Genomic DNA, 19554 nt, shown 5'->3' with positions numbered 1-19554 from the left:
ACCGACCAGCGCGGATCCGCAGTCCGAGGCCACCCGCGCTGGTCGGGGAGCCGGTCGTTGGTGTCGGGAACCTGCCGGACGGCGGAGTCCGTTCCTGCTGGACTGATGGCCCCACTCTGCATGTGACGGCCGATTCAGGACGGGGCTCATGTCCACAGCAACCACCACTTCTGTCCAAGCTCCCGCACCGCCGGATCGCTCGGCCTTCGTCTCCTGGCTGGCCGTGATCTCGGTGACGCTGGGGATCTTCTCGATCGTCACGACCGAGATCCTGCCGATCGGCCTGCTGACGTCGATCGGATCGAGTTTCACCGTCTCGGACGGAATGGCCGGTCTCATGATGACCATGCCCGGATTCCTGGCCGCGGTTTCGGCACCCTTGGTCACGGTGGCCACGGGGCGTATCGACCGGCGGGTCATGCTGGGTGCGTTCATCCTCTTGCTGGCGCTGGCCAATTTCCTGGCGGCCGTCGCGTCGAGCTATTGGCTGGTCCTGGTCTCCCGCGTCTTGGTGGGGGTCACCATCGGCGGCTTCTGGTCCATCGGAGCCGGGCTCGCCGGCCGGCTGGTGCCTGCGGGATCCGTGGGCCGGGCGACCTCGGTGATCTTCTCGGGGGTGCCGCTCGGCTCCGTGCTCGGGGTACCGCTGGGCACGTTCATCGGCGACATCGCCGGCTGGCGGACGGCGTTCCTGGTCATGGGAGGCTTCACGCTGGCCGTCCTCGCCCTGCTGATCCTGGTCGTCCCGCCGCTCCCCTCCGACCGGGCGACGCGCCTCGACGTCCTCGGCGGCATGCTCCGGAGCGCCCACACCCGCTTCGCCCTGGCGATGACCTTCCTCGTCGTGCTCGCTCACTTCGGTACGTACACGTACGTCACCCCCTTCCTGGAGCAGGTGACCCATGCGGGTCCGGGGCTCGTCACGGTCTGTCTGCTGCTCTACGGAGCAGCCGGGATCGTCGGCAACTTTCTCGGTGGATCAGCCGTAGGGCGCTATCCGCGGGCCACCTCCGCCGCGGCCGCCGCGGTGATCGGCGGTGCGACCCTGCTCCTTCCGGTCCTCGGGCGGTGGAACCCGGGGGCAGTGGCACTGCTGATCGTCTGGGGCGTCGCCTACGGAGCCGTGCCGGCCTGTTCGCAGACCTGGTTCGCCAAGGCCTCGCCCGACGCCCCTGAGGCGTCTTCCGTCCTCTTCACCGCCTCCTTCCAGGCCACCATCTCCATCGGGGCCCTGGCCGGAGGGGCCGTCCTCGACCACTCCTCTCCCCCGACGGTCATGGTGCTGGGCGGTATGGCGGCTGTCCTGACGGTGCCGGTCGTCTGGGCCCACCGGGCGGGAAGGTTCTGGTGGCCCCGGGCCTCGTAGCCGACCAGGGGGAGCCGGCCCGCCACCGGCAGCTCCCGGCAGGGGACTTCTGCCGATCCGAGCTGCCGGGCCGACTGCCCAGGACGGCGGCGCCCGGGACCTAGCGTGAGAGGCACGGAGGCGAGAGGAACCGTTCGCCCCGGTCTCTCGGCCCCTTACCGGAGGAACTCAGCATGCCCCCCAGCAGAACGGAAGACCTGCTCGACGGCGGACCCTCTCCCGCCCCCGCGCCGCCCGTGCTCGACCTGATCGCCCACCAGTCGCGTACCCGCCCCGACGCCACCGCCCTGGTCCACGCCGACGCCCGCCTGACCTACGCCGAGCTCGCCGCCGCCGTGGCGGACCGGGCCCGGGAGCTCACCGCGCGGGGCGCGGGACCGGGCCGGCTCGTCGCCCTGCACCGGCCCCGCGGCATCGACGCGATCGTCGGGCTCCTCGCCGTCCTCACCACCGGCGCCGCCTATCTGCCCCTCGACGTCCAGGCCCCCGACGCCCGCAACGAGGCGATCCTCAAGGACGCCTGCGGCGACCTGGCACCGGCCCCCGCGGACGTCGCCCGGCACGGCGAGCTCGTCCTCGGCGGCCCCGGCGCCGGAGAGGGCGCGGCCTACGTCATCTACACCTCCGGATCGACCGGCACCCCCAACGGCGTGGTCGTCGCCCACGACTCGCTGGCCCACTTCATCGCGGGCGCCACCCCGGCCTACGGCATCGGCCCCGACGACGCGGTCCTCCAGTTCAGCCCGCTCCACTTCGACGCCAGCATCCAGGAGATCTTCACGACCCTCGGCGCCGGCGGCACCCTCGTGCTGCGCACCGACGACATGCTGGACGTCGCCGAACTCCTCGCGGGCTGCGCCCGGCACGGCGTCACCTACCTCGACCTGCCCGCCGCCTACTGGCACGAGCTCGTCTACGTCCTCACCACCGGCTCCGTCCGTCTCCCCGACCGCCTGCGCACGGTCATGATCTACGGCGAGGCCGCCCTGCCCGAGCGCGTCGCCCAGTGGCGCGGCCTCGTCGGCGACCGGGTCCGCCTCCTCAACGGCTACGGCCCCACGGAGACCACCGTCGTGGCCACCGTCGCCGACCTCAGCCGGCACGACGCCGGGCCCGTCCCGATCGGCCGGCCGCTGCCCGGAGTCCGCGCCGCCGTCGTCGACGGCGAACTGTGGCTGCTCGGCGGCGGCCTGACCCGCGGCTACCTCCACCGGCCCGAACTGAACGCGCGCCGCTTCACCGCGCTCGACGGCGAGCGCGCCTACCGCACCGGTGACCTCGTCACCATCGGCGAGGACCGGCAGATCCTCTACCACGGCCGCCTCGACGACGAGGTGAAGATCGGCGGCCAGCGCATCGACCCCGCCGCCGTCGACTCCGTCCTCGCCGGCCACCCGAAGGTCCGGGAGGCCGCCGTCGTCGCCCAGCAGGACGGCGACGGCGTCAAGCGCCTCGTCGCGTTCGTGGTGACCGAGGGCGGCGTGGAGGCGGAGGAGCTGCGCGACTGGGTGCGCGCGCGCATGCCGGCGGCCGCCGTGCCCGCCGTCTCGATCGTCGTCGCCCTGCCCCGCACCAGCTCGGGCAAGATCAACCGCAAGGCGCTGCGCACCGCGGACCCGCGCCTGCCCGTCGTCGACGAGGAGCCCCTCCCCGTCGAGGACCGGGTCCCGCTCTCGCACGCCCAGCGCCGGCTGTGGCTGGTCGGCCAGCTCGACGGCCCCTCCGCCGCGTACAACATGCCGATCGTCCTCCACCTGGAGACGGCCCCCGACCGGGCCGCGCTCGCCGCCGCCGTGGCCGACGTCGCCGAACGGCACGAGGTGCTGCGCACCGTCTTCCTCGCCCCCGAGGACGAGCCGTACCAGCACGTCCTCGCCCCCACCGCCGTCCGGCTGCGCACCGTCGAGTGCCCGGCGGGGGAGCGCGCCGAGCGGGTCGCCCGGTTCACCGCGGAGACCTTCGACCTGTCCCGTGAACTTCCCCTGCGCGTCGCCCTGTTCCTGCCGGACGAGGGCCCCGGCGCCACCCTGGCCGTCCTGCTCCACCACGTCGCCGGCGACGGCTGGTCCCTCGAACCGCTGATGACCGACCTCGCCCACGCCTACGCCGCCCGCGCCGAGGGCCGCGCCCCCGACCGGGAGCCGCTGCCCGTCCAGTACGCCGACTACACGCTCTGGCAGAACGACCTCCTCGGCGACGCCGACGACCCCGACTCCGTCACGGCCCGGGGCCTCGCCCACGGGCGCGCCGCCCTGGACGGCCTGCCCGCCGTGACCGACCTGCCCCTCGACCGGCCCCGCCCCGCCGTCCGCGCCCACGACGGCGGCCTGGTCACCGCCACCGCCGGACCGGGCGTCCACGCACGGCTCGCCCGCCTCGCCGAGGAGCACGACGCCAGCCTCCTCATGGTGCTGCAGTCCGCGCTCGCGCTCGCCCTGCGCGCCGCCGGCGCCGGGGAGCGCACCGTCCTCGGCACCCCCGTCGCCGGACGCGACGACGAGGCCCTCGACGACCTGGTCGGCTTCTTCGTCAACACCCTGGTCCTGCCCACCGACACCAGCGGCGACCCCGCCTTCACCGACCTCCTGCACCGGGTCCGCGACACCGACCTCGCCGCCTTCGCCCACCAGCGGCTGCCCTTCGACCTCCTCGTGGAGCACCTCAACCCGCCCCGCACGCCCGGCGTCCACCCCCTCTTCCAGGTGATGCTCACCCTGCGGACCACGGGTCCCGACGCCGGGCCCTTCCGCCTCGGCGCCGTCGAGGGCCGCTTCGCCGGCGAAGGACCGGCCACCACCAAGTTCGACCTCACGGCCGCCTTCGAGGAGCTCCGGGACGCCGACGGCGCCCCCGCCGGACTGCGGTTCGGCCTGGAGTACGCGCGCGACGTGCTCGACGAGGACACCGCCCGCATCCTGCTCGCCGCCCTGGAGCGCGCCCTGCGCGCCGCCGCCGAGCGCCCCGGGGCCCCGGTCCCGGACACCGGCCTCGTCGACCCCGCGACCCGGCACGCCCTGGACGAACGGCGCGCCCGCGCCGCCGAGACCACCGAGAAGGCGGCGGCGCCCATCGGCACGGAGCCTCCCGCGCCGTACACCGACACCCTGCGGGAACTCTTCGCCGAGGTCCTCGGCCTCGACCGAGTGGGCCCCCACGAGGGCTTCTTCACCATCGGCGGCCACTCCATGAGCGGAGTGCGCCTCGCCAACCGGATCCGCGCCCGCCTCGGCGCCGACGTCCAGGTCCGCGACCTGCTGCTCGCCCCCACCCCCGACGCCCTCGCCCGCCGCATCGCCGCCCGGTCCGCCGCCCCGGAGACGGACGGCACGCCCGAGGCGGCCCGCCCCCGCCCCGTGCCGCGCACGGACCGGCCGGAACGCATCCCCCTGTCGTACGCCCAGCGCAGGCTGTGGTTCATCGACACCCTCGAAGGCCCCAGCGCCTCCTACAACATCCCCCTCGTCCTCCGGCCGGCACGGCCCCTCGACGCCGACGCGCTCGCCGAGGCCCTCACCGACCTCTCCGACCGCCACGAGGTGCTCCGCACCCGCTACCGCAGCGTCGACGGCGAACCCCACCAGGAGATCCTGACCGGCGTCCGGCCCCCTCTGGACGTCCGGTCCGTCCCCGCCGGCCGGCTCCCGGACGCCGTCGCCGAAGCCGCGGGACACGTCTTCGACCTCGACGGGGAGACGCCCCTGCGCGCCACCCTCGTCACCCCCGACGACGGCGGCGGACAGGTCCTGGTCCTGCTCGTCCACCACATCGCCGCCGACGGCTGGTCCACCGGCCCCCTCCTCGCCGACCTCACCACCGCCTACCGCGCCCGCGCCGAAGGCGAGGACCCCACCTGGCGGCCGCTGCCCGTCCAGTACGCCGACTACACCCTCTGGCAGCGCGACCTCCTCGACGGCCCGGCCGCCGAGGCCCACCTCGGCTTCTGGGAGGAGACCCTCGCCGGCGCCCCCGCCGTGCTCGAACTCCCCTCCGCCCGCCCCCGGCCCGCCGAAGCCACCCACCGCGGCGGACGAGCCCCCGTCACCGTCGACGCCGCCACCCACCAGGCACTCGAAGCCGTCGCCCGGCGCGGCGGCGCCACCCTCTTCATGGTCCTCCAGGCGGCCCTGGCCGCCGTCCTCACCCGGCACGGCGCGGGCACCGACCTGCCGCTCGCCACCATGACCGCCGGACGCGACGACGAGACGCTCGGCGACCTGGTCGGCTTCTTCGTCAACACCCTGGTGCTGCGCACCGACACCTCCGGCGACCCCACCTTCGCCGAACTCCTCGAACGGGTCCGGCGCACCGACCTCGCCGCCTACGCGCACCAGGAACTCCCCTTCGACCGGGTCGTGGAGCACCTCAACCCCGTCCGCACCACCGCCCACCACCCGCTGGCCCAGATCGTCGTCCAGCTCCACCACGACTACACCCGCGACGTCCCCGGCGCGGCCGCCGCCAGGAGCCTCTTCCAGGAGGGCGGACCGGCGCTCCTCGACACCGTCTCCACCAAGTTCGACCTGACCTTCGCCCTCGACGAGCGGCGGGACGCGGAAGGCCGGCCCGCCGGCCTGGCCGGCGGCCTGGAGTACGCCACGGACCTGTTCGACGCCCCCACCGCCGCGCTGCTCGCCGCCCACCTGGAGCAGACCCTGCGGGCCGCCGCGGCCGATCCCGGCGTACGGATCGGGGACGTCGCCCTGTTCACCGCCGCCGACCGGTTCCGGCTGGTCGACGAATACAACGACACCGCCACCGCGGCCCCCGGCGCGCCGGAGACGATCCACGGGCTGATCGGCCGCCGGGCCGCGCACACCCCCGACGCGCCCGCGCTGATCACCGACGGGGAGACCGTCGGCTACGGGGAGCTCGACGCCCGCGCCGACGCGCTGGCCGCCCGCCTCCGGACCGCCGGCGTGCGCCGCGGCGACACCGTCGGCGTCCTCCTCGAACGGGGCGTGTCCCTGGTGGTGACGGCCCTCGCGGTCCTCAAGTGCGGCGCCGCCTACCTCCCGGTGGACCCGCGCCTTCCCGAGGCCAGGATCCGGCTGATGCTGGAGGACGCAGGGGTACGCGCGGTGGCGACCGACCCGGACCACGCCGGGGGCGCCGCCGGAGCCGTCCCGACGGTGCTGGTGGTGGACGCGCCCGGTGCCGCCGGGGAGCCCCTCGGCGAGGACCCCCGCGCCACCGGGGACGACCTGGCGTACGTGATGTTCACGTCCGGGTCGACGGGCCGGCCGAAGGGCGTCGGCGTCACCCACCGCAACGTCGTGGAGCTCGCCCGGGACCGTGACGTCCGCGCCGGCGGGGCGCCCCGGATGCTCGTCCACTCGGCGACCGGATTCGACGCCTCCGTCTTCGAGATCTGGGTGCCGCTCCTGAACGGCGGCAGCCTCGTCCTCACCCGCGGCGACGGCACGGACCTGGCCGAGACCGCCCGCGCCGTCCGCGAACACGGCGTCACCGCCGCCTACTTCACCGTCGGCCTCTTCCACGTCATGGCCGACGAGGGCCTGGACACCCTCCGGCTGCTGCGCGAGGTGTGGACCGGCGGCGACGTCGCCAACCCGGCCGCCGTCCAGCAGGTCCTCACCCACTGCCCGGACACCGTCCTCGTCCACTCCTACGGCCCCACCGAGACCACCTTCGCCTCCCACAACCAGTGGTTCGGCACCGGCGAACGCACCCTGCGGGGCGCCGGACTCCACCTGGGGCGGCCGATGGACAACACCCGCAGCCACGTCCTCGACGACGCCCTGCGCCCCGTCCCGCCGGGCGTCCCCGGCGAGCTGTACATCGCCGGCTCGCACGTGGCCCGCGGCTACGTCGGCCGGGCCGGACTGACCGCCGAACGGTTCGTCCCCGACCCGTTCGAGGGCGACGGCAGCCGCATGTACCGCACGGGCGACCGCGTGCTGTGGACCCCCGCGGGCGAACTCCGCTTCCTCGGAAGGGCCGACGGCCAGATCAAGCTGCGCGGCGTGCGGATCGAACCCGGAGAGGTCGAGCGGGCCCTCGCCGCCCACCCCTCGGTCGGCCAGGCCCTCGTCGTGGTCCGCGAGGACCGGCCCGGCGAGAAGAGCCTCGTCGGCTACGTCGTCCCCCGCGCGGACACACAGGTCACCGAGGCCGGACTGCTCGCCGAGGCGCGCGCCGCGCTCCCCGAGCACCTCGTGCCGTCCGCCGTCGTCGTCCTCGACGCCCTGCCGCTGACCGTCAACGGCAAACCCGACCGTACGGCGCTCCCCGCACCGCACCGGCCCGCCGCCGCCGAGGGCGGCCGGCAGCCCCGCAACGCCCGCGAGGAGGTGCTGTGCGCGCTGTTCGCCGAGATCCTCGACGTGCCCCGGGTCGGCATCGACGACAACTTCTTCGCCCTGGGCGGCCATTCGCTGCTCGGCGTCCGCCTGGTCAACCGGATCCGCGGCGTCCTCGGCATCGAGCGCACCGTCCGCGACCTGTTCCGCCTGCCCACCCCCGCCGGGCTCCTCGGCCTGCCGGAGGACGACGGCGACGGCACGGCCGCCGCCCTGGGCGTCCTGCTCCCGCTCAGCACCCGCGGCACCCGCCGCCCGCTGTTCTGCGTCCACCCCGGCACCGGCGTCGGCTGGGCCTACGCCGGACTCGCCCGCCATCTCGGCGACGACCAGCCGCTGTACGCCCTGCAGGCCCGCGCGCTGAGCGAGCCCGACCACCGGCCGGACAGCGTCGAGGCGATGGCCGACGACTACCTGGAACAGATCCGGCGGATCCAGCCCTGGGGCCCGTACCGGCTGCTCGGCTGGTCGTACGGCGGTCTCGTCGCCCACGCCATGGCCGTACGGCTCCGCGAGGCCGGTGAACGGGTCGAACTGCTCGCGCTGATGGACGTCCACCAGACCGGGCCCGGAAGCGTCTCCGTGCTCCCGCCCGAGGAGCGGACGGCGCCGGCCCGGCCCGCGGACGCCGGGGACCTCGACGCGGCGCTGGAGGAGGTCCGCCGCGAGGACCCCGTCCTCGCCGGCTTCTCCGACGCGGAGCTCCGGGCGGTGCTCCGCGCCTCCGAGACGCACGCCGCCCTCATGGCCCGGCACGTGCCGGGCGTCGCCGACGCCGACACGCTGTTCTTCACCGCCCGTCGGCCGGGGGAGCCCGAAGGCGCCCTCGCCGCCACCTGGATTCCCTTCACCGAGGGCGTCATCGACAATCACACCCTTGAATGCGACCACCTTCGAATGGCCGAACCGGAACCTCTCGAAAACATCGGAAGAATAGTCGCGGAGAAACTCTCCGCGCTTCAGAAGGAAGAAACGAGGAGCCAGTCATGAGCGAGTCCGTCAACCCGTTCGACAACGCCGAGGGCACCTTCCACGTCGTCGTGAACGACGAGGGACAGCACTCCCTGTGGCCCGCCTTCGCGGACGTCCCGGCGGGCTGGACCAGCGTCTGGGGCGCCGGCGGCCGCGCCGGGGCCCTGGAGTACATCACCGCCAACTGGACCGACATCCGCCCCCGGAGCCTCGTCGCCCAGTACGCCTGACCCGCCCCCGGCCGAAGCGCCGTGCCCCGCAGCCGATGCGGGGCACGGCGCTTTCCCCGTTCCCGACGGCGGAAAAGGGAAGGGAATTTCCGAGCGAAAGTGCCGGTCCTTGCTGCCGGTCGTACTTCCCCTTCCGGAATCCTCGGAAATCTATCCTCGACACATGAAGATACTCCTGAGCGGAACCGCATCGGATTCCCACACATGGAATCTCGTGTACCTCCGTCTCTTCCTCGAGGAACAGGGCCACGAGGTCGTCGGGCTCGGTCCCTGCGCCCCCGCCGAGCTGCTGGTCGCCGGCTGTCTGCGGCACGCGCCCGACGCGGTGGTGCTCAGCAGCGTCAACGGACACGGCTACCGCGACGGACTCGCCGCCGTCCGCCGGCTGCGCGAGGTCCCCGCCCTGGCCGGCCTTCCCGTGGCGCTCGGAGGAAAGCTCGGCGTCGCCGGGCACCGCCAGGAAGACGACGTGGCACGGCTCACCGAGGCCGGTTGCGACGCCGTGCTCGGCGAAGACCTGGACGCCCTGCGCGAGTTCCTCGCCGCGCGCGCCCGCAGGGAGGTGCCGGCTTGACCGCCCCCGGCCCCCTCCCCGGCTTCGGAAGCTTCGTCGCGGCGTCCATGACCGCCGGCCGGCTCGTCGTCCAGCCCCGCATGGGCTTCGGTGATCCCGGCCGCATGCGGGCCGGGCTCGCCCGGACCAGGGCCGCCACCGCCCACACCGCGGGCACCCTGACCGTCGACAGCTACACCCGTGTCGGCGACCTCGCCGCCGCCCGCGCCGCCGTGGCCGACGGAAGCCGCCTCAACGGCTACCCGATCGCCGCGCACTCCCCGGCCACCACCCGGACCGTCCTCGACGGGCTGTTCGACGCCGACTTCCCCGTCCAGGTCCGCCACGGCTCCGCCCGCCCCCTGGCCATCGTCCGGGCGCTCACCGCGGCCGGCCTCGACGCCACCGAGGGCGGCCCCGTCTCCTACTGCCTGCCCTACGGCCGCACCCCCCTGCGGGAGTCCGTCACCGCCTGGGCCCGCGCCTGCGAACTCCTCGCCGCCGCGGCGCGGCCCGGCGCCGTCCCCCACCTGGAGAGCTTCGGCGGCTGCCTCCTCGGCCAGCTCTGCCCGCCGGGCCTGCTGGTGGCCGTGAGCGTCCTGGAGTGCCTGTTCTTCGCCCGGTTCGGACTGCGCAGCGTCTCCCTCAGCTACGCCCAGCAGACCGACCCGGCGCAGGACGAGGAGGCCCTGCGCGCCCTGCACCGGCTCGCCGCCGAGTTCCTTCCCGGCGACGTCGACCACCACGTCGTCCTCTACACCTACATGGGCGTCTACCCCCGCACCGAGCAGGGCGCCACCCGTCTCCTGGAGGCCTCCGCCCGGCTCGCCGTGCGCTCCGGAGCCGGCCGCCTCATCGTCAAGACCACCGCGGAGGCCCACCGCATCCCGACCGTCGAGGAGAACGTCCGCGCCCTGGAGACCGCCGCCGCGGCCGCCGCGCTCGCCGGGCCCCCGGCCCCCGGCCCCACGGGCGAAGGGGACGGCGAGGTGTACCAGGAGGCCCGCACCCTGATCGAGGCCGTCCTCGGCCTCCACCCCGACCTCTCCCGGGCGCTGCCGGCCGCCTTCGAACGGGGCCTGCTCGACGTGCCGTTCTGCCTCCACCCCGACAACGCCGGCCGCTCCGTGGGATTCGTCGACCCCGGGGGACGGCTCCGCTGGGCCCGGACCGGCGCCATGCCGATCCGCCCGGACACGGCCGCCGACGCCGCCCCGCTCACCTCGGCCGGTCTGCTCGCCGCCCTCCACCACGTCGCCGACCGCTACGACAGCCCCCGGCACCGCGACGGCGGCGACGACCACGACCGCCCGCCGGCCACCCCGCTCACCGTCTGACCCACGTCCCCGCCCCGCTCACGACCCGACGGCACCCGTCGCCCGCCCACCCCGCCACGACCCGACAGCACCGGCCGCCGCCCGCCCACGCCCGCCACCCTTGCCGCCCCACCACACGCACCTACCACCCCTGCCGCCCGACCACACGGGCCTCACCCCGACAGGAGCCCCGCCATGGACCAGCCCCTCTCCGCCGGCACACCGGCCACCCCGCCCCCGCTGGGCGAGCACCTCCGCTCGCCCCGGCTGCGCGCCGCCATGCTCGTCCAGCAGGAGGCCCTCCACGCCGCCCGCGCGTTCCTGCGCGGCGAGGGCTTCACCGAGCTGCTGCCCCCGCTCGTCGGCCCCGTCACCGACCCCGGCGGCCGCGGCGCCAAGGCCCTCGACGTCGACTACTACGGCCACCCGTACAAGCTGATGACCAGCGCCATCCTCTACAAGCAGGCGTCGCTCCGCGGCTTCCCCCGGCTCTTCTACGTCGCCCCCAACGTGCGCGTCGAGCCCGAGGAGACCGCCACCACCGGCCGCCACCTCGTCGAGTTCCACCAGATCGACGTGGAGATCGCCGACGGGAGCCGCGAGGACGCCCAGGAGATCGCCGCCGGCCTGCTCACCCACGTCACCGAGCACGTGTGGACCGCCGTCCCCGAGATCCTCGGTGAACTCGGCCGGGTGGAGGGCGACTTCGCCGACGTCCGCGCCGGCAAGTACGACGTCTGCACCCACGACGACGCCGTGGCCCGCCTCCTCGCCGCCGGTCACCCGCAGAACCCCGACGGCGAGATCGACTGGGCCGGCGAACGGCTCCTCTCCCTGGAGAGCGACCGCCCCTTCTTCGTCAACGACTACCCCAAGGGCTCCCGCGGCTTCTACGACCGCGAGGACCCCGAACGCCCCGGCGTCCTGCGCAACTTCGACCTCATCGCCCCGCACGGATACGGCGAGCTCGTCTCCGGCAGCGAGCGCGAGGCCGACTACGCCACCATCGTCACCCGCATGCGCGAGAGCGGGGAGAACCCCGCCAAGTACGCCTGGTACCTCAAGGAGGCCCGCGACGGCATGCCGGCCAGCGCCGGATTCGGCATGGGCCTCCAGCGACTGGTCCGCTTCCTCACCGGCCTCGACGCCCTCTGGCAGGTCAGCGCCTACCCGAAGCTCCCCGGGGTGGTGGCCCCGTGACCGCCCTCGGCGCCCCCGGCTTCCCCGAGCGGGAGATCCGCGCCCGCGCCCGCAACGGCACCGCCGAGGTCTTCCCCGACCCCGCCACGTACGGCACGCGGCTGTACGGACCGGGCCCGGCGTCCGTCGCCGCCGACGGCCTCGACCGGGCGCGCATCGTCCCGCCCGTCTTCATGCCCCAGCGCCTGGAGAAGCTCGTCGACCTCGCCCGCGAACCGGAGTTCACCGACGTCGACCTCGGCTCCCGCGTCGGCGGCTTCACCACCCGGCTGCCCCTCTACCTGTCCGCCTTCGGCTCCACCCGCGCCGGCAGCGGCGACCTCGCCGTCCACGCCGGCCGGCAGGCCGCCCGCCTCGGCATCCCCATGGTCATCGGCGAGAACATGATCCCCGTGCACGGCTACCGCCGCGCCGGCGACGCCACCCGCTCCGCCCTCCTCGCCCGCGTCGAGGCCTACCTCGACGCCGCGCCCGACGGAGTCGGCGGCGTCGTCGTCCAGCAGTCCACCGAGGACGCCGACTCCGAGGTCTGGAACCTCCTCTACAGCGACCCCGCCTTCCGGCCCCTCCTGGAGACCGGCCGGCTCGCCTTCGAGCTGAAGACCGGCCAGGGCGCCAAACCCGGCCTCGGCGGCATGACGGTCGTCGACCGCGCCGAGGCCGAGCTGCTCGCCCGCCGCTTCACCGTCAGCGATGTCCTCGACCCCGACGGCGAGCGCCGGCTGCGCTGCGCCACCCCCGGCACGTTCACCGACGAGATCCTCCGCCAGCAGCTGCGCTTCATGCGGAACAACTTCCCCAAGGCCCGCACCTGGGTGAAGTTCCACCCGGGCCGCGACATCGCCCACGCCGCCCGCACCGCCTGGTCCGCCGGGGCGGACGCCGTCACCGTCGACGGCGCCGAAGGCGGCACCGGCTGGGCCCCGGGCGTCTTCCTCGACCACGTCGGCCTGCCCCTCGCCGAATGCCTGCGCCGCATCGGCCGCCCCGACGGCTGCCTGCTCGCCACCGGCGGCATGTGGGAGGGCGGTCGCGCCGTGCGCGCCCTGGCCCTGGGGGCCACCGCCGTCGGCCTCGGCCGCGCGGCCCTCGTGGCCGTCGACGAGGACCCCGAGCACGGCCTGGAGCGCCTCGTCGACAGCATCGCCCTCGAACTGCGGCTGCTCATCAGCGCCCTGGGCAAGTACACCGTCGCCGCCCTGGGCCCCGAGGACCTGTGGTGGCCCGACGGCCACCCCTCCCACGCCGGGCACACCGCCGACGCACCGCCCCCGGGCGTCACCGACCCGGCGGGAGCGACGCCGTGACCGCGCACCGGCGGCGCGCCGGGGACCGCGCCGTCCACGCCTGCTTCTCCGTCAGGGAGGCCCCGGGCATCAGCGTGACGGTCACCCCCGACGGGACCGGTCTCGTCACCACGGCCCGGCACACGGCCCAGCGCGCCCTCGCCGAGGCCGGCCGCGGCTACCTCGGCGGCCGCGTCGAGCTGCGCACGCCCCGGACCCCCGCCCAGGCCACCTCCCGGCCCAGCGCCCTCGGCACGCGTCGGCGGCGCGCCGTGCGCCGGGCCGCCGACCGCGCCGTGGCCCTCGCCGTCGCCGCCGGCCTCCGGGGCGACGCCCACGGCGTCCGCATCCACGTCCGCCCGCCCCTCTGAGCGGGGCCGTCGCCTCCGCGCCCCGCTCTCCGTCCCGGCCCCGTCCCTCGACCACAGAAAGCCGACCCCATGGCAACGACCCCCACGACCAGCGCACCGGCAGGCCGAGAGCCCACCGTCGACTGGCGTCGCGTCAGCAGTCTCGTCATCGGCCAGGCCGCCGTCCAGGCGGGCAGCTTCGCCCTCCTGATCGCCATGAGCTGGACGGCGGTCCAGCTCGGCGGCCGCGAAGCCGTCACGTACGTCACCCTCGCCGCCACCCTGCCGCGCGCCCTGCTGCTCCTCTTCGGCGGAGCGCTCGCCGACGTGCTCGGGCCCCGCGCCGTCCTGCTCCGCGCGACCGGCGTCCGCGTCCTCGTCCTCGCGGCCGGAACACTGGTGACCGCCACCACCGAGTCCCTGTGGCCGCTGATCGCCGTCGCCCTCGTCGACGGCGTCCTGCTCGGTCTCACGGGCCCCGCCTCCGGGGTCCTGCTGCCCCGCCTCGCCCCGCAGGACCAGCTCGGCCGGGCCAACTCCCTCTTCTCCATGGTGCTGAGGCTCGCCCCCATCGCCGGCTCGCCCCTCGGCGCCTGGCTGGTCGTCGTCGGAGGACTGCCCGTGGCCATGACGGCCGCGGCCGCCGGCTGCGCCGTCTGGCTGGCCTGCGCCACCCACGTCACCCACGGCATGTCCCGGCCCGAGCGGGCCCCCCAGGGGCCCTCCCTGCTGCGCCGCTCCGGCGACGGCTTCCGCCTCCTCGCCGCGCACCCGCGGCTGCGGTGGATGTTCGTCGCCTGCTTCTGCATGGACCTGGCCTTCCTGTGGCCGGCCGAGGTCGCCCTGCCCCTGCGGGCCGCAGACGAGGGCTGGGGGGTCGGCGCCGTCGCCATGGTCCTGTCCGTCTTCGGCGCGGGCGCGCTGGCGTCCGCCGCCCTGGGCGCGGCGCTCGCCCACCGCATCCCGGCGCACACCAAGCTCGTGGTGACGGGAGCCGGCCTCGCGGCCGGGATGGCCGCCATGGCCCTCGTCCCCTCGCCGGTCGTCCTGGCCGGCACGGCCGGAGCCGTCGGCCTGCTCTCCGGCCTCAACGGCCCGGCCCTGGTCACCGCCTACCAACAGGCCGTCCCCGAGGGCCGGATGGGCGCCGCGATGTCCACCTTCGCGCTCTCCGGCATCGGCGCGGCACCCCTGTCTCTGGCCGTGTTCAGCCCCGTCTCGCTCTACCTCGGGGTGACCGGGACCTGGCTGCTGTGCGCGGGCCTCGCCCTCCTCTCCCCGGTCGCCGCGGCCGTCGCCCTGCGCGGCGGGGCGTCCACCGCCGCACCGCGCGCCGACGCCCGTGCCCGTACCGCACCGGAGCCCACCGCCACTTCCGTGTGAGGCAGACATGATCCCGCTGGTTTCCCCGCCGCCGCCGGCAGCCCCGCCGGCCGGTCCGCTGATCCCGACCACGCTCCCGCCCCTGACCACGGCCCTGCCACGGCTGCCCGGCCTCCGTCCGGTCCGGCCGCAGCTGTGGCTGGTGGCCACCGAGGCCCACCAGGACACCGTCACCCGGTACGCCCCCCTCGTCCTGGACGCCGGCGAACTGGCCCGCGCCGAGGAGTTCCGCCGCTCCGGCGACCGCGCCACCTACCTGTGCGCGCACGTCGGGCTGCGCCGCCTGCTCGGCGCCCACCTGGGCGTCGCGCCCCGCGCCGTGTCGGTGGCGCGGGCGCCGTGCCCCTGCTGCGGCGAGCCGCACGGACGCCCCGTACTGACCGACGGGCACCCGCACTTCTCGCTCTCCCACTGCGAGGGGCTGAGCCTGATCGCCGTCGCGTCCACCCCCGTCGGCGTGGACATCGAGCGGGTGCCGGCGGCGCACACCGTGGCGGAGGCCTCGGAGGTCCTCCACCCCGCCGAGGCGGCGGAACTCGCCGTCCTCGCCCCCGCCCACCGGCCCGCCGCGTTCGCCCGCGTCTGGACCAGGAAGGAGGCCTACCTGAAGGGGCTCGGCATCGGCCTGGGCGCCGATCCGTCCGCCGAGTACGTGGGCGCGGGACCGGTGCCGTCCGCGCCGCCCGGCTGGCTCCTCGCCGACGTCACGGTCCCGGACGGCCACCACGCCGCCGTGGCCCTGCGCCGGTGACGAGCTCGCCGGCGGACGGTCCCGGCCTGTCCGTGCCCCTCAGGACGCGCCGTCGAGCAGGGGCAGCACGTCCCTGCGGTAGAAGTCGAAGAAGCCGCGCTGTTCCGGGCCGATCTGGCCGATGTGCAGCCGGTCGACGCCGGCGTCCACGAAGCGGCGGAGGTGCCGGACGTGCTCCTCGGGGTCGGGGCCGCAGGCCACCGCCGCCGCGACCGTCTCCTCGGTCACCAGGGTGGAGGCCTGCTCGAAGTGGGCGGGGGTCGGCAGGATCTGGTTCAGTTCGCCGGGCAGGTGCTCGGTCGGCCAGATCCGGTGGGCCGTACGCACCGCCTCGGTGCGGGACTCCGCCCAGCACACCTTCGTCGCCGCGTACACCGGCCGGGCGGGGTCACGGATCCGGAACCGCGCGACGAGGTCCGCGTCCGGGGCGGTGGTGACGAGGCCGTCGGCGATCTGCGAGGCGAGGTCGACGGCCCGGGGGCCGAAGGCGGACACGTCGAGGGGCGGCGGTGCGTCGGGCAGGCTGTAGATCCGGGCGTTCTCGACGGTGTAGTACCTGCCCCGGTGGGTGACCGTCTCGCCGGTGAAGAGGAGCCGGATGACCTCCACCGCCTCTTCCAGCATCTCCAGGCGCACGCCCGCGGACGGCCAGGGGTCGCCGAGGACGTGCTCGTTGAGCGCCTCCCCGCTGCCGAGACCGAGGCGGAAGCGTCCCTCCAGCAACAGCTGGGAGGTGGCCGCGGCCTGCGCGACCAGCGCGGGGTGGAGACGTACGGTCGGACAGGTCACGGCCGTCTCGACGGGAAGCCGCACGGCCTGGGACAGGGCCCCGATCACGGACCACACGAAGGGGCTCTGGCCCTGCGCCTCGTTCCAGGGGTGGAAGTGGTCGGAGATCCACAGCGACCGGAAGCCCGCGTCCTGTGCCATCCGGGCCTGGGCGACCAGATCGGCGGGCCCGAACTCCTCGCAGGAGAGGAAGTACCCGAACTCGGTCATGACGCCTCCGGTGGATGCGCGCGTTCCCCGGTCTCCGCGGAGACGGCTCGTCGGTGCGGCTGCCCGGGTACCGGAGGGGAAAACACCGGGCGCCCGCCCCGGCGCGACGGGCTCAGGCCCCGGCCGCCGCCCCGTCCCGGCCCCGGGGCAGGTGGATGTCGAGGACGCAGATGTCGTCCCGGTTCCCCGTGCCCGTCCCGGCGAGGATCCGGGCGACCATGAGGTCACGGCCCCCGCGCACCAGTCGCAGCGCCTCGGCGGCGAGGCGGTCGAGGCCCATCGTGATGTCCTCGCCCGGCTCCTCCACGAGACCGTCCGTGTAGAACAGCAGGTGGTCCCCGGGCAGCAGGTCGACCACGGCCTCCTCGTACCGGGAGCCGTGCAGGGCGCCGAGCAGCGGACCCTCGGGCTGGGGCAGGAAGCGCGCCTCCCCGTCCCGGATCAGCAGCGGCGGCGGATGCCCCGCCCGGACCCAGGTCAGCCGGTGGTCCCAGGGCTGGTAGCGGCCCATGACCATGGTCGCGGTGGCGCCGCGCTCGTCGTCCGTCGTGTGGAGCAGGAGGGCGTTGAGCCTGCCGAGGACGTCGGGCAGACCGGACCCCGTGATGCTCATGCCCTTGGCGGTGAACCGCAGCTGCGCCATGGTGCCGACGGCCGCCAGGCCGTGGCCGGCGACGTCTCCCACGACGAACAGCGCGCTCCGGTCGGGCAGTTCGATCGCCGAGTACCAGTCGCCCCCGACGTTCAGGCCCCGGTCGGCGGGCATGTAGGCGACGTCGACGCACAGCCCCGCCAGCTCCAGCGACTGCTCGGGGATCGGCAGCAGCGTCTCCTGGAGCCGGGCGCCGAGGGCCCGCTCGGCCTTGAGCATGCCGCGCTGGACGAGGTTGTCGCGCTCGCTGTCGCGCAGGGCGAGTTCGGCGTCCTTCTGCGCGCTGAGGTCCTGGAAGAAGCCGTGCACCTCGACGGGCGTGCCGTCCGCGTCCCGCTGCGCCTCCGCGACGATCCGCAGGTGCCGCACGCCGTGCGCGGTGGTGATGCGGAAGGGCTCGTCGATGGCCCGGCCGTCGCCGAGGAGCCGCTGGACGGCCGCGCCGAGCCTCGGCAGGTCCTCGGCCACCAGGTGCTCCGGCAGCTCCTCCAGCCGCATGGGCCCCAGGGCGGGGTCGCGGTCGAAGACGACGTACACCTGATCCGACCAGGTGATCGTGTCCGTGATCAGGTTCCAGCCCGCCCAGCCCAGGTTTCCCAGGCGCTGCATGTCTGCCAGCAGGCGGGCCTCGCGCTCGCTGGTGTCGTGGCGGACCCAGGAGACCACGAGGCGTCCGCCGAGCCGCGAGGCGCGGACCGAGTACACGGATCTCTGCTGGACGCCGGCGGTCACCTCCTCGTACGTGAAGGGATCGCCCTCGTAGACCGACCCCGTGACCAGCGTGTCCAGGTATCCGTCCCACAGGGCGGTGCCCGCCACCGTGGGGTACGTCTCCAGGATCCGCCGGCCCACCAGCTCCTTGCCGCGCCGCCCGGCCACGTCGACCGCCCCGGGCGTCGCCGCCTCGATCAGGTAGTCCTCGACGTCACCGGTCTCCGAGCGCAGCGGGGCGAGGAGGACCGCGGGGCCGGGCAGGGCGTCCAGGACCGCCTGGACGGCGGCGACGTCCTCACCGGACGTGTCGCCTCCGAGCGGGCCCCGGTCCTCCCGCAGGGGACCGGCGCAGAGTCTGACGGCCCGCCGCAGCAGCGTCCGGGTCCGGCCGTCGAAGGGCCCCGGGCGGGTGCGGAAGAAGCCCACGACCGTCGTCATCGGCAGACTGCCCGGGACGGGGAGCCAGGCCCGGGAGGGCCATCGCCCGGGCGGGTCCCCGATCAGGAGGTAGCGGTCGCCGTCCCGCCGCAGGTCCTCCAGCCAGACCGCCTCCTGGGCGTCGACGGCCTCCAGCGCGGCGACGCCGCTGAGGGGCGGGATGCTGCTCCACTGCCCGGCGAGCTCGGCGGAGACGCCTGCGCTGCCGACCAGCTCCAGGTTCCCGGCCGCCGCCACGGTGTAGACCATCACCCCGGCCACGTCCTCGGGCTCGCCCAGGGCCGTCAGGAGGAGCTCCGCGACGTCGTCCGGGGTCCGTGCGTCCGCCAGTCCCCGGGCCAGCTGGGCCAGCACCCTGCCGTGACCGGCCGGCCGGGCCCCGCCGACGACGTAGCGAGGGGTGCTGAAGGGCGACGGGGCCTCCCCCCGATGCGGACCGGCCGGGGGCGCCGCGGGCCGCACGGAGGTCGCCGCGCCCCCCTCCCCGAGGCGGCCCAGGGTGATCCAGCACTCTTCCAGGAGGGTTCTGCGGTGCTGCTCGGCGCGGTCGAGCAGCAGCTGGTACGCGGCTTCCGCCGGCACCCCGGCCTGGGCCATGACCACGCCCTTGGCCCGTTCGAGGACGGCCGTCATCGAGGCGCCGCCCTCCAGGTCCACGACCTCGGCGCGCAGCCGTGCCACGACCTTCGCCAACGCGCGCACCTCGGGTGCCGCCCCCTCGCCCGCGTCGGGGGCCGTGAAATCGCCCTCCATATGTTTGAGCATGCCACGCCCCGCCCGGAACGCACCCGTTGTTCGGCGGGTACGGCCCGCCGTGATTCCTCGACCACGACGCGTTCCGTACCGCGCCCCGTGTGGGATGGTGGAAGGGAGGAACCGATCGGTCCCGTCGCTCTGAGAACCCCGGCGCCTCCCCGTGGGACGCGCCCCCGTCGGTCGCGCGCCTGACGGCTCTGGAAGCCGCAGCACGCACGGCATGCACCGTGCTCCGGACAGCCGTGCAGCAGCTGCCCTGGGCTCCACC

The 19554-nt window shown here is 75.1% G+C and carries 12 protein-coding genes; 10 read left to right on the top strand and 2 right to left on the bottom strand.

What is annotated here, in order from left to right; genetic code table 11:
• Positions 1 to 148: 148 nt before the first annotated feature.
• The 10 genes from ACFYUZ_RS21850 to ACFYUZ_RS21805 all read left to right on the top strand — a co-directional run bounded on the left by ACFYUZ_RS21850 (position 149) and on the right by ACFYUZ_RS21805 (position 15727).
• A complete protein-coding gene (locus tag ACFYUZ_RS21850; RefSeq protein WP_389311640.1) occupies positions 149 to 1366 on the top strand; it encodes an MFS transporter in 1218 nt (405 codons plus the stop codon).
• Positions 1367 to 1539: 173 nt separating this feature from the next.
• Positions 1540 to 8676 carry an amino acid adenylation domain-containing protein gene (locus ACFYUZ_RS21845; protein ID WP_389311638.1) on the top strand — a complete coding sequence of 2379 codons (7137 nt, stop codon included), beginning with the start codon at positions 1540 to 1542 and terminating at the stop codon, positions 8674 to 8676.
• Entirely contained in the window at positions 8673 to 8888 is a 216-nt protein-coding gene (locus ACFYUZ_RS21840) for an MbtH family protein (protein WP_389311636.1), read from the top strand. Before ACFYUZ_RS21845 ends, ACFYUZ_RS21840 begins: the two co-directional genes overlap by 4 nt.
• Positions 8889 to 9051: 163 nt before the next feature.
• Positions 9052 to 9462 carry a cobalamin B12-binding domain-containing protein gene (locus tag ACFYUZ_RS21835; protein WP_389311634.1) on the top strand — a complete coding sequence of 137 codons (411 nt, stop codon included), beginning with the start codon at positions 9052 to 9054 and terminating at the stop codon, positions 9460 to 9462.
• 47 nt (positions 9463 to 9509) lie between these two features.
• Positions 9510 to 10778: a methylaspartate mutase gene (locus ACFYUZ_RS21830; RefSeq protein ID WP_389311679.1), complete on the top strand. Its 1269-nt coding sequence runs from the start codon at positions 9510 to 9512 to the stop codon at positions 10776 to 10778.
• 174 nt (positions 10779 to 10952) lie between these two features.
• Positions 10953 to 11957, top strand: a complete 1005-nt coding sequence (locus tag ACFYUZ_RS21825; protein ID WP_389311632.1) for an asparagine synthetase A — start codon at positions 10953 to 10955, stop codon at positions 11955 to 11957.
• On the top strand, positions 11954 to 13264 hold the full coding sequence (locus tag ACFYUZ_RS21820) for a glutamate synthase-related protein (protein ID WP_389311631.1): 1311 nt from the start codon (positions 11954 to 11956) through the stop codon (positions 13262 to 13264). The genes ACFYUZ_RS21825 and ACFYUZ_RS21820 overlap by 4 nt, the downstream gene beginning before the upstream one ends.
• On the top strand, positions 13261 to 13614 hold the full coding sequence (locus ACFYUZ_RS21815) for a hypothetical protein (protein ID WP_389311629.1): 354 nt from the start codon (positions 13261 to 13263) through the stop codon (positions 13612 to 13614). Before ACFYUZ_RS21820 ends, ACFYUZ_RS21815 begins: the two co-directional genes overlap by 4 nt.
• Before the next feature lie 69 nt (positions 13615 to 13683).
• Positions 13684 to 14976: an MFS transporter gene (locus ACFYUZ_RS21810; RefSeq protein WP_389311627.1), complete on the top strand. Its 1293-nt coding sequence runs from the start codon at positions 13684 to 13686 to the stop codon at positions 14974 to 14976.
• A 7-nt stretch (positions 14977 to 14983) separates the two neighbouring features.
• Complete coding sequence (locus tag ACFYUZ_RS21805) at positions 14984 to 15727, top strand: 4'-phosphopantetheinyl transferase family protein (protein ID WP_389311625.1); 744 nt, start codon at positions 14984 to 14986, stop codon at positions 15725 to 15727.
• A 39-nt stretch (positions 15728 to 15766) separates the two neighbouring features.
• Here ACFYUZ_RS21805 and ACFYUZ_RS21800 read toward each other — a convergent pair whose 3' ends face one another.
• Together ACFYUZ_RS21800 and ACFYUZ_RS21795 are read right to left on the bottom strand one after the other, a co-directional pair.
• Positions 15767 to 16726 carry an LLM class F420-dependent oxidoreductase gene (locus ACFYUZ_RS21800; protein WP_389311623.1) on the bottom strand — a complete coding sequence of 320 codons (960 nt, stop codon included), beginning with the start codon at positions 16724 to 16726 and terminating at the stop codon, positions 15767 to 15769.
• Positions 16727 to 16838: 112 nt separating this feature from the next.
• Positions 16839 to 19283, bottom strand: a complete 2445-nt coding sequence (locus ACFYUZ_RS21795; protein WP_389311621.1) for a SpoIIE family protein phosphatase — start codon at positions 19281 to 19283, stop codon at positions 16839 to 16841.
• Positions 19284 to 19554: the final 271 nt, after the last annotated feature.

Source organism: Streptomyces sp. NPDC004266 (assembly GCF_042874095.1).
Lineage (GTDB): Bacteria > Actinomycetota > Actinomycetes > Streptomycetales > Streptomycetaceae > Streptomyces.
This window is presented reverse-complemented; position numbering and strand designations above follow the sequence as displayed.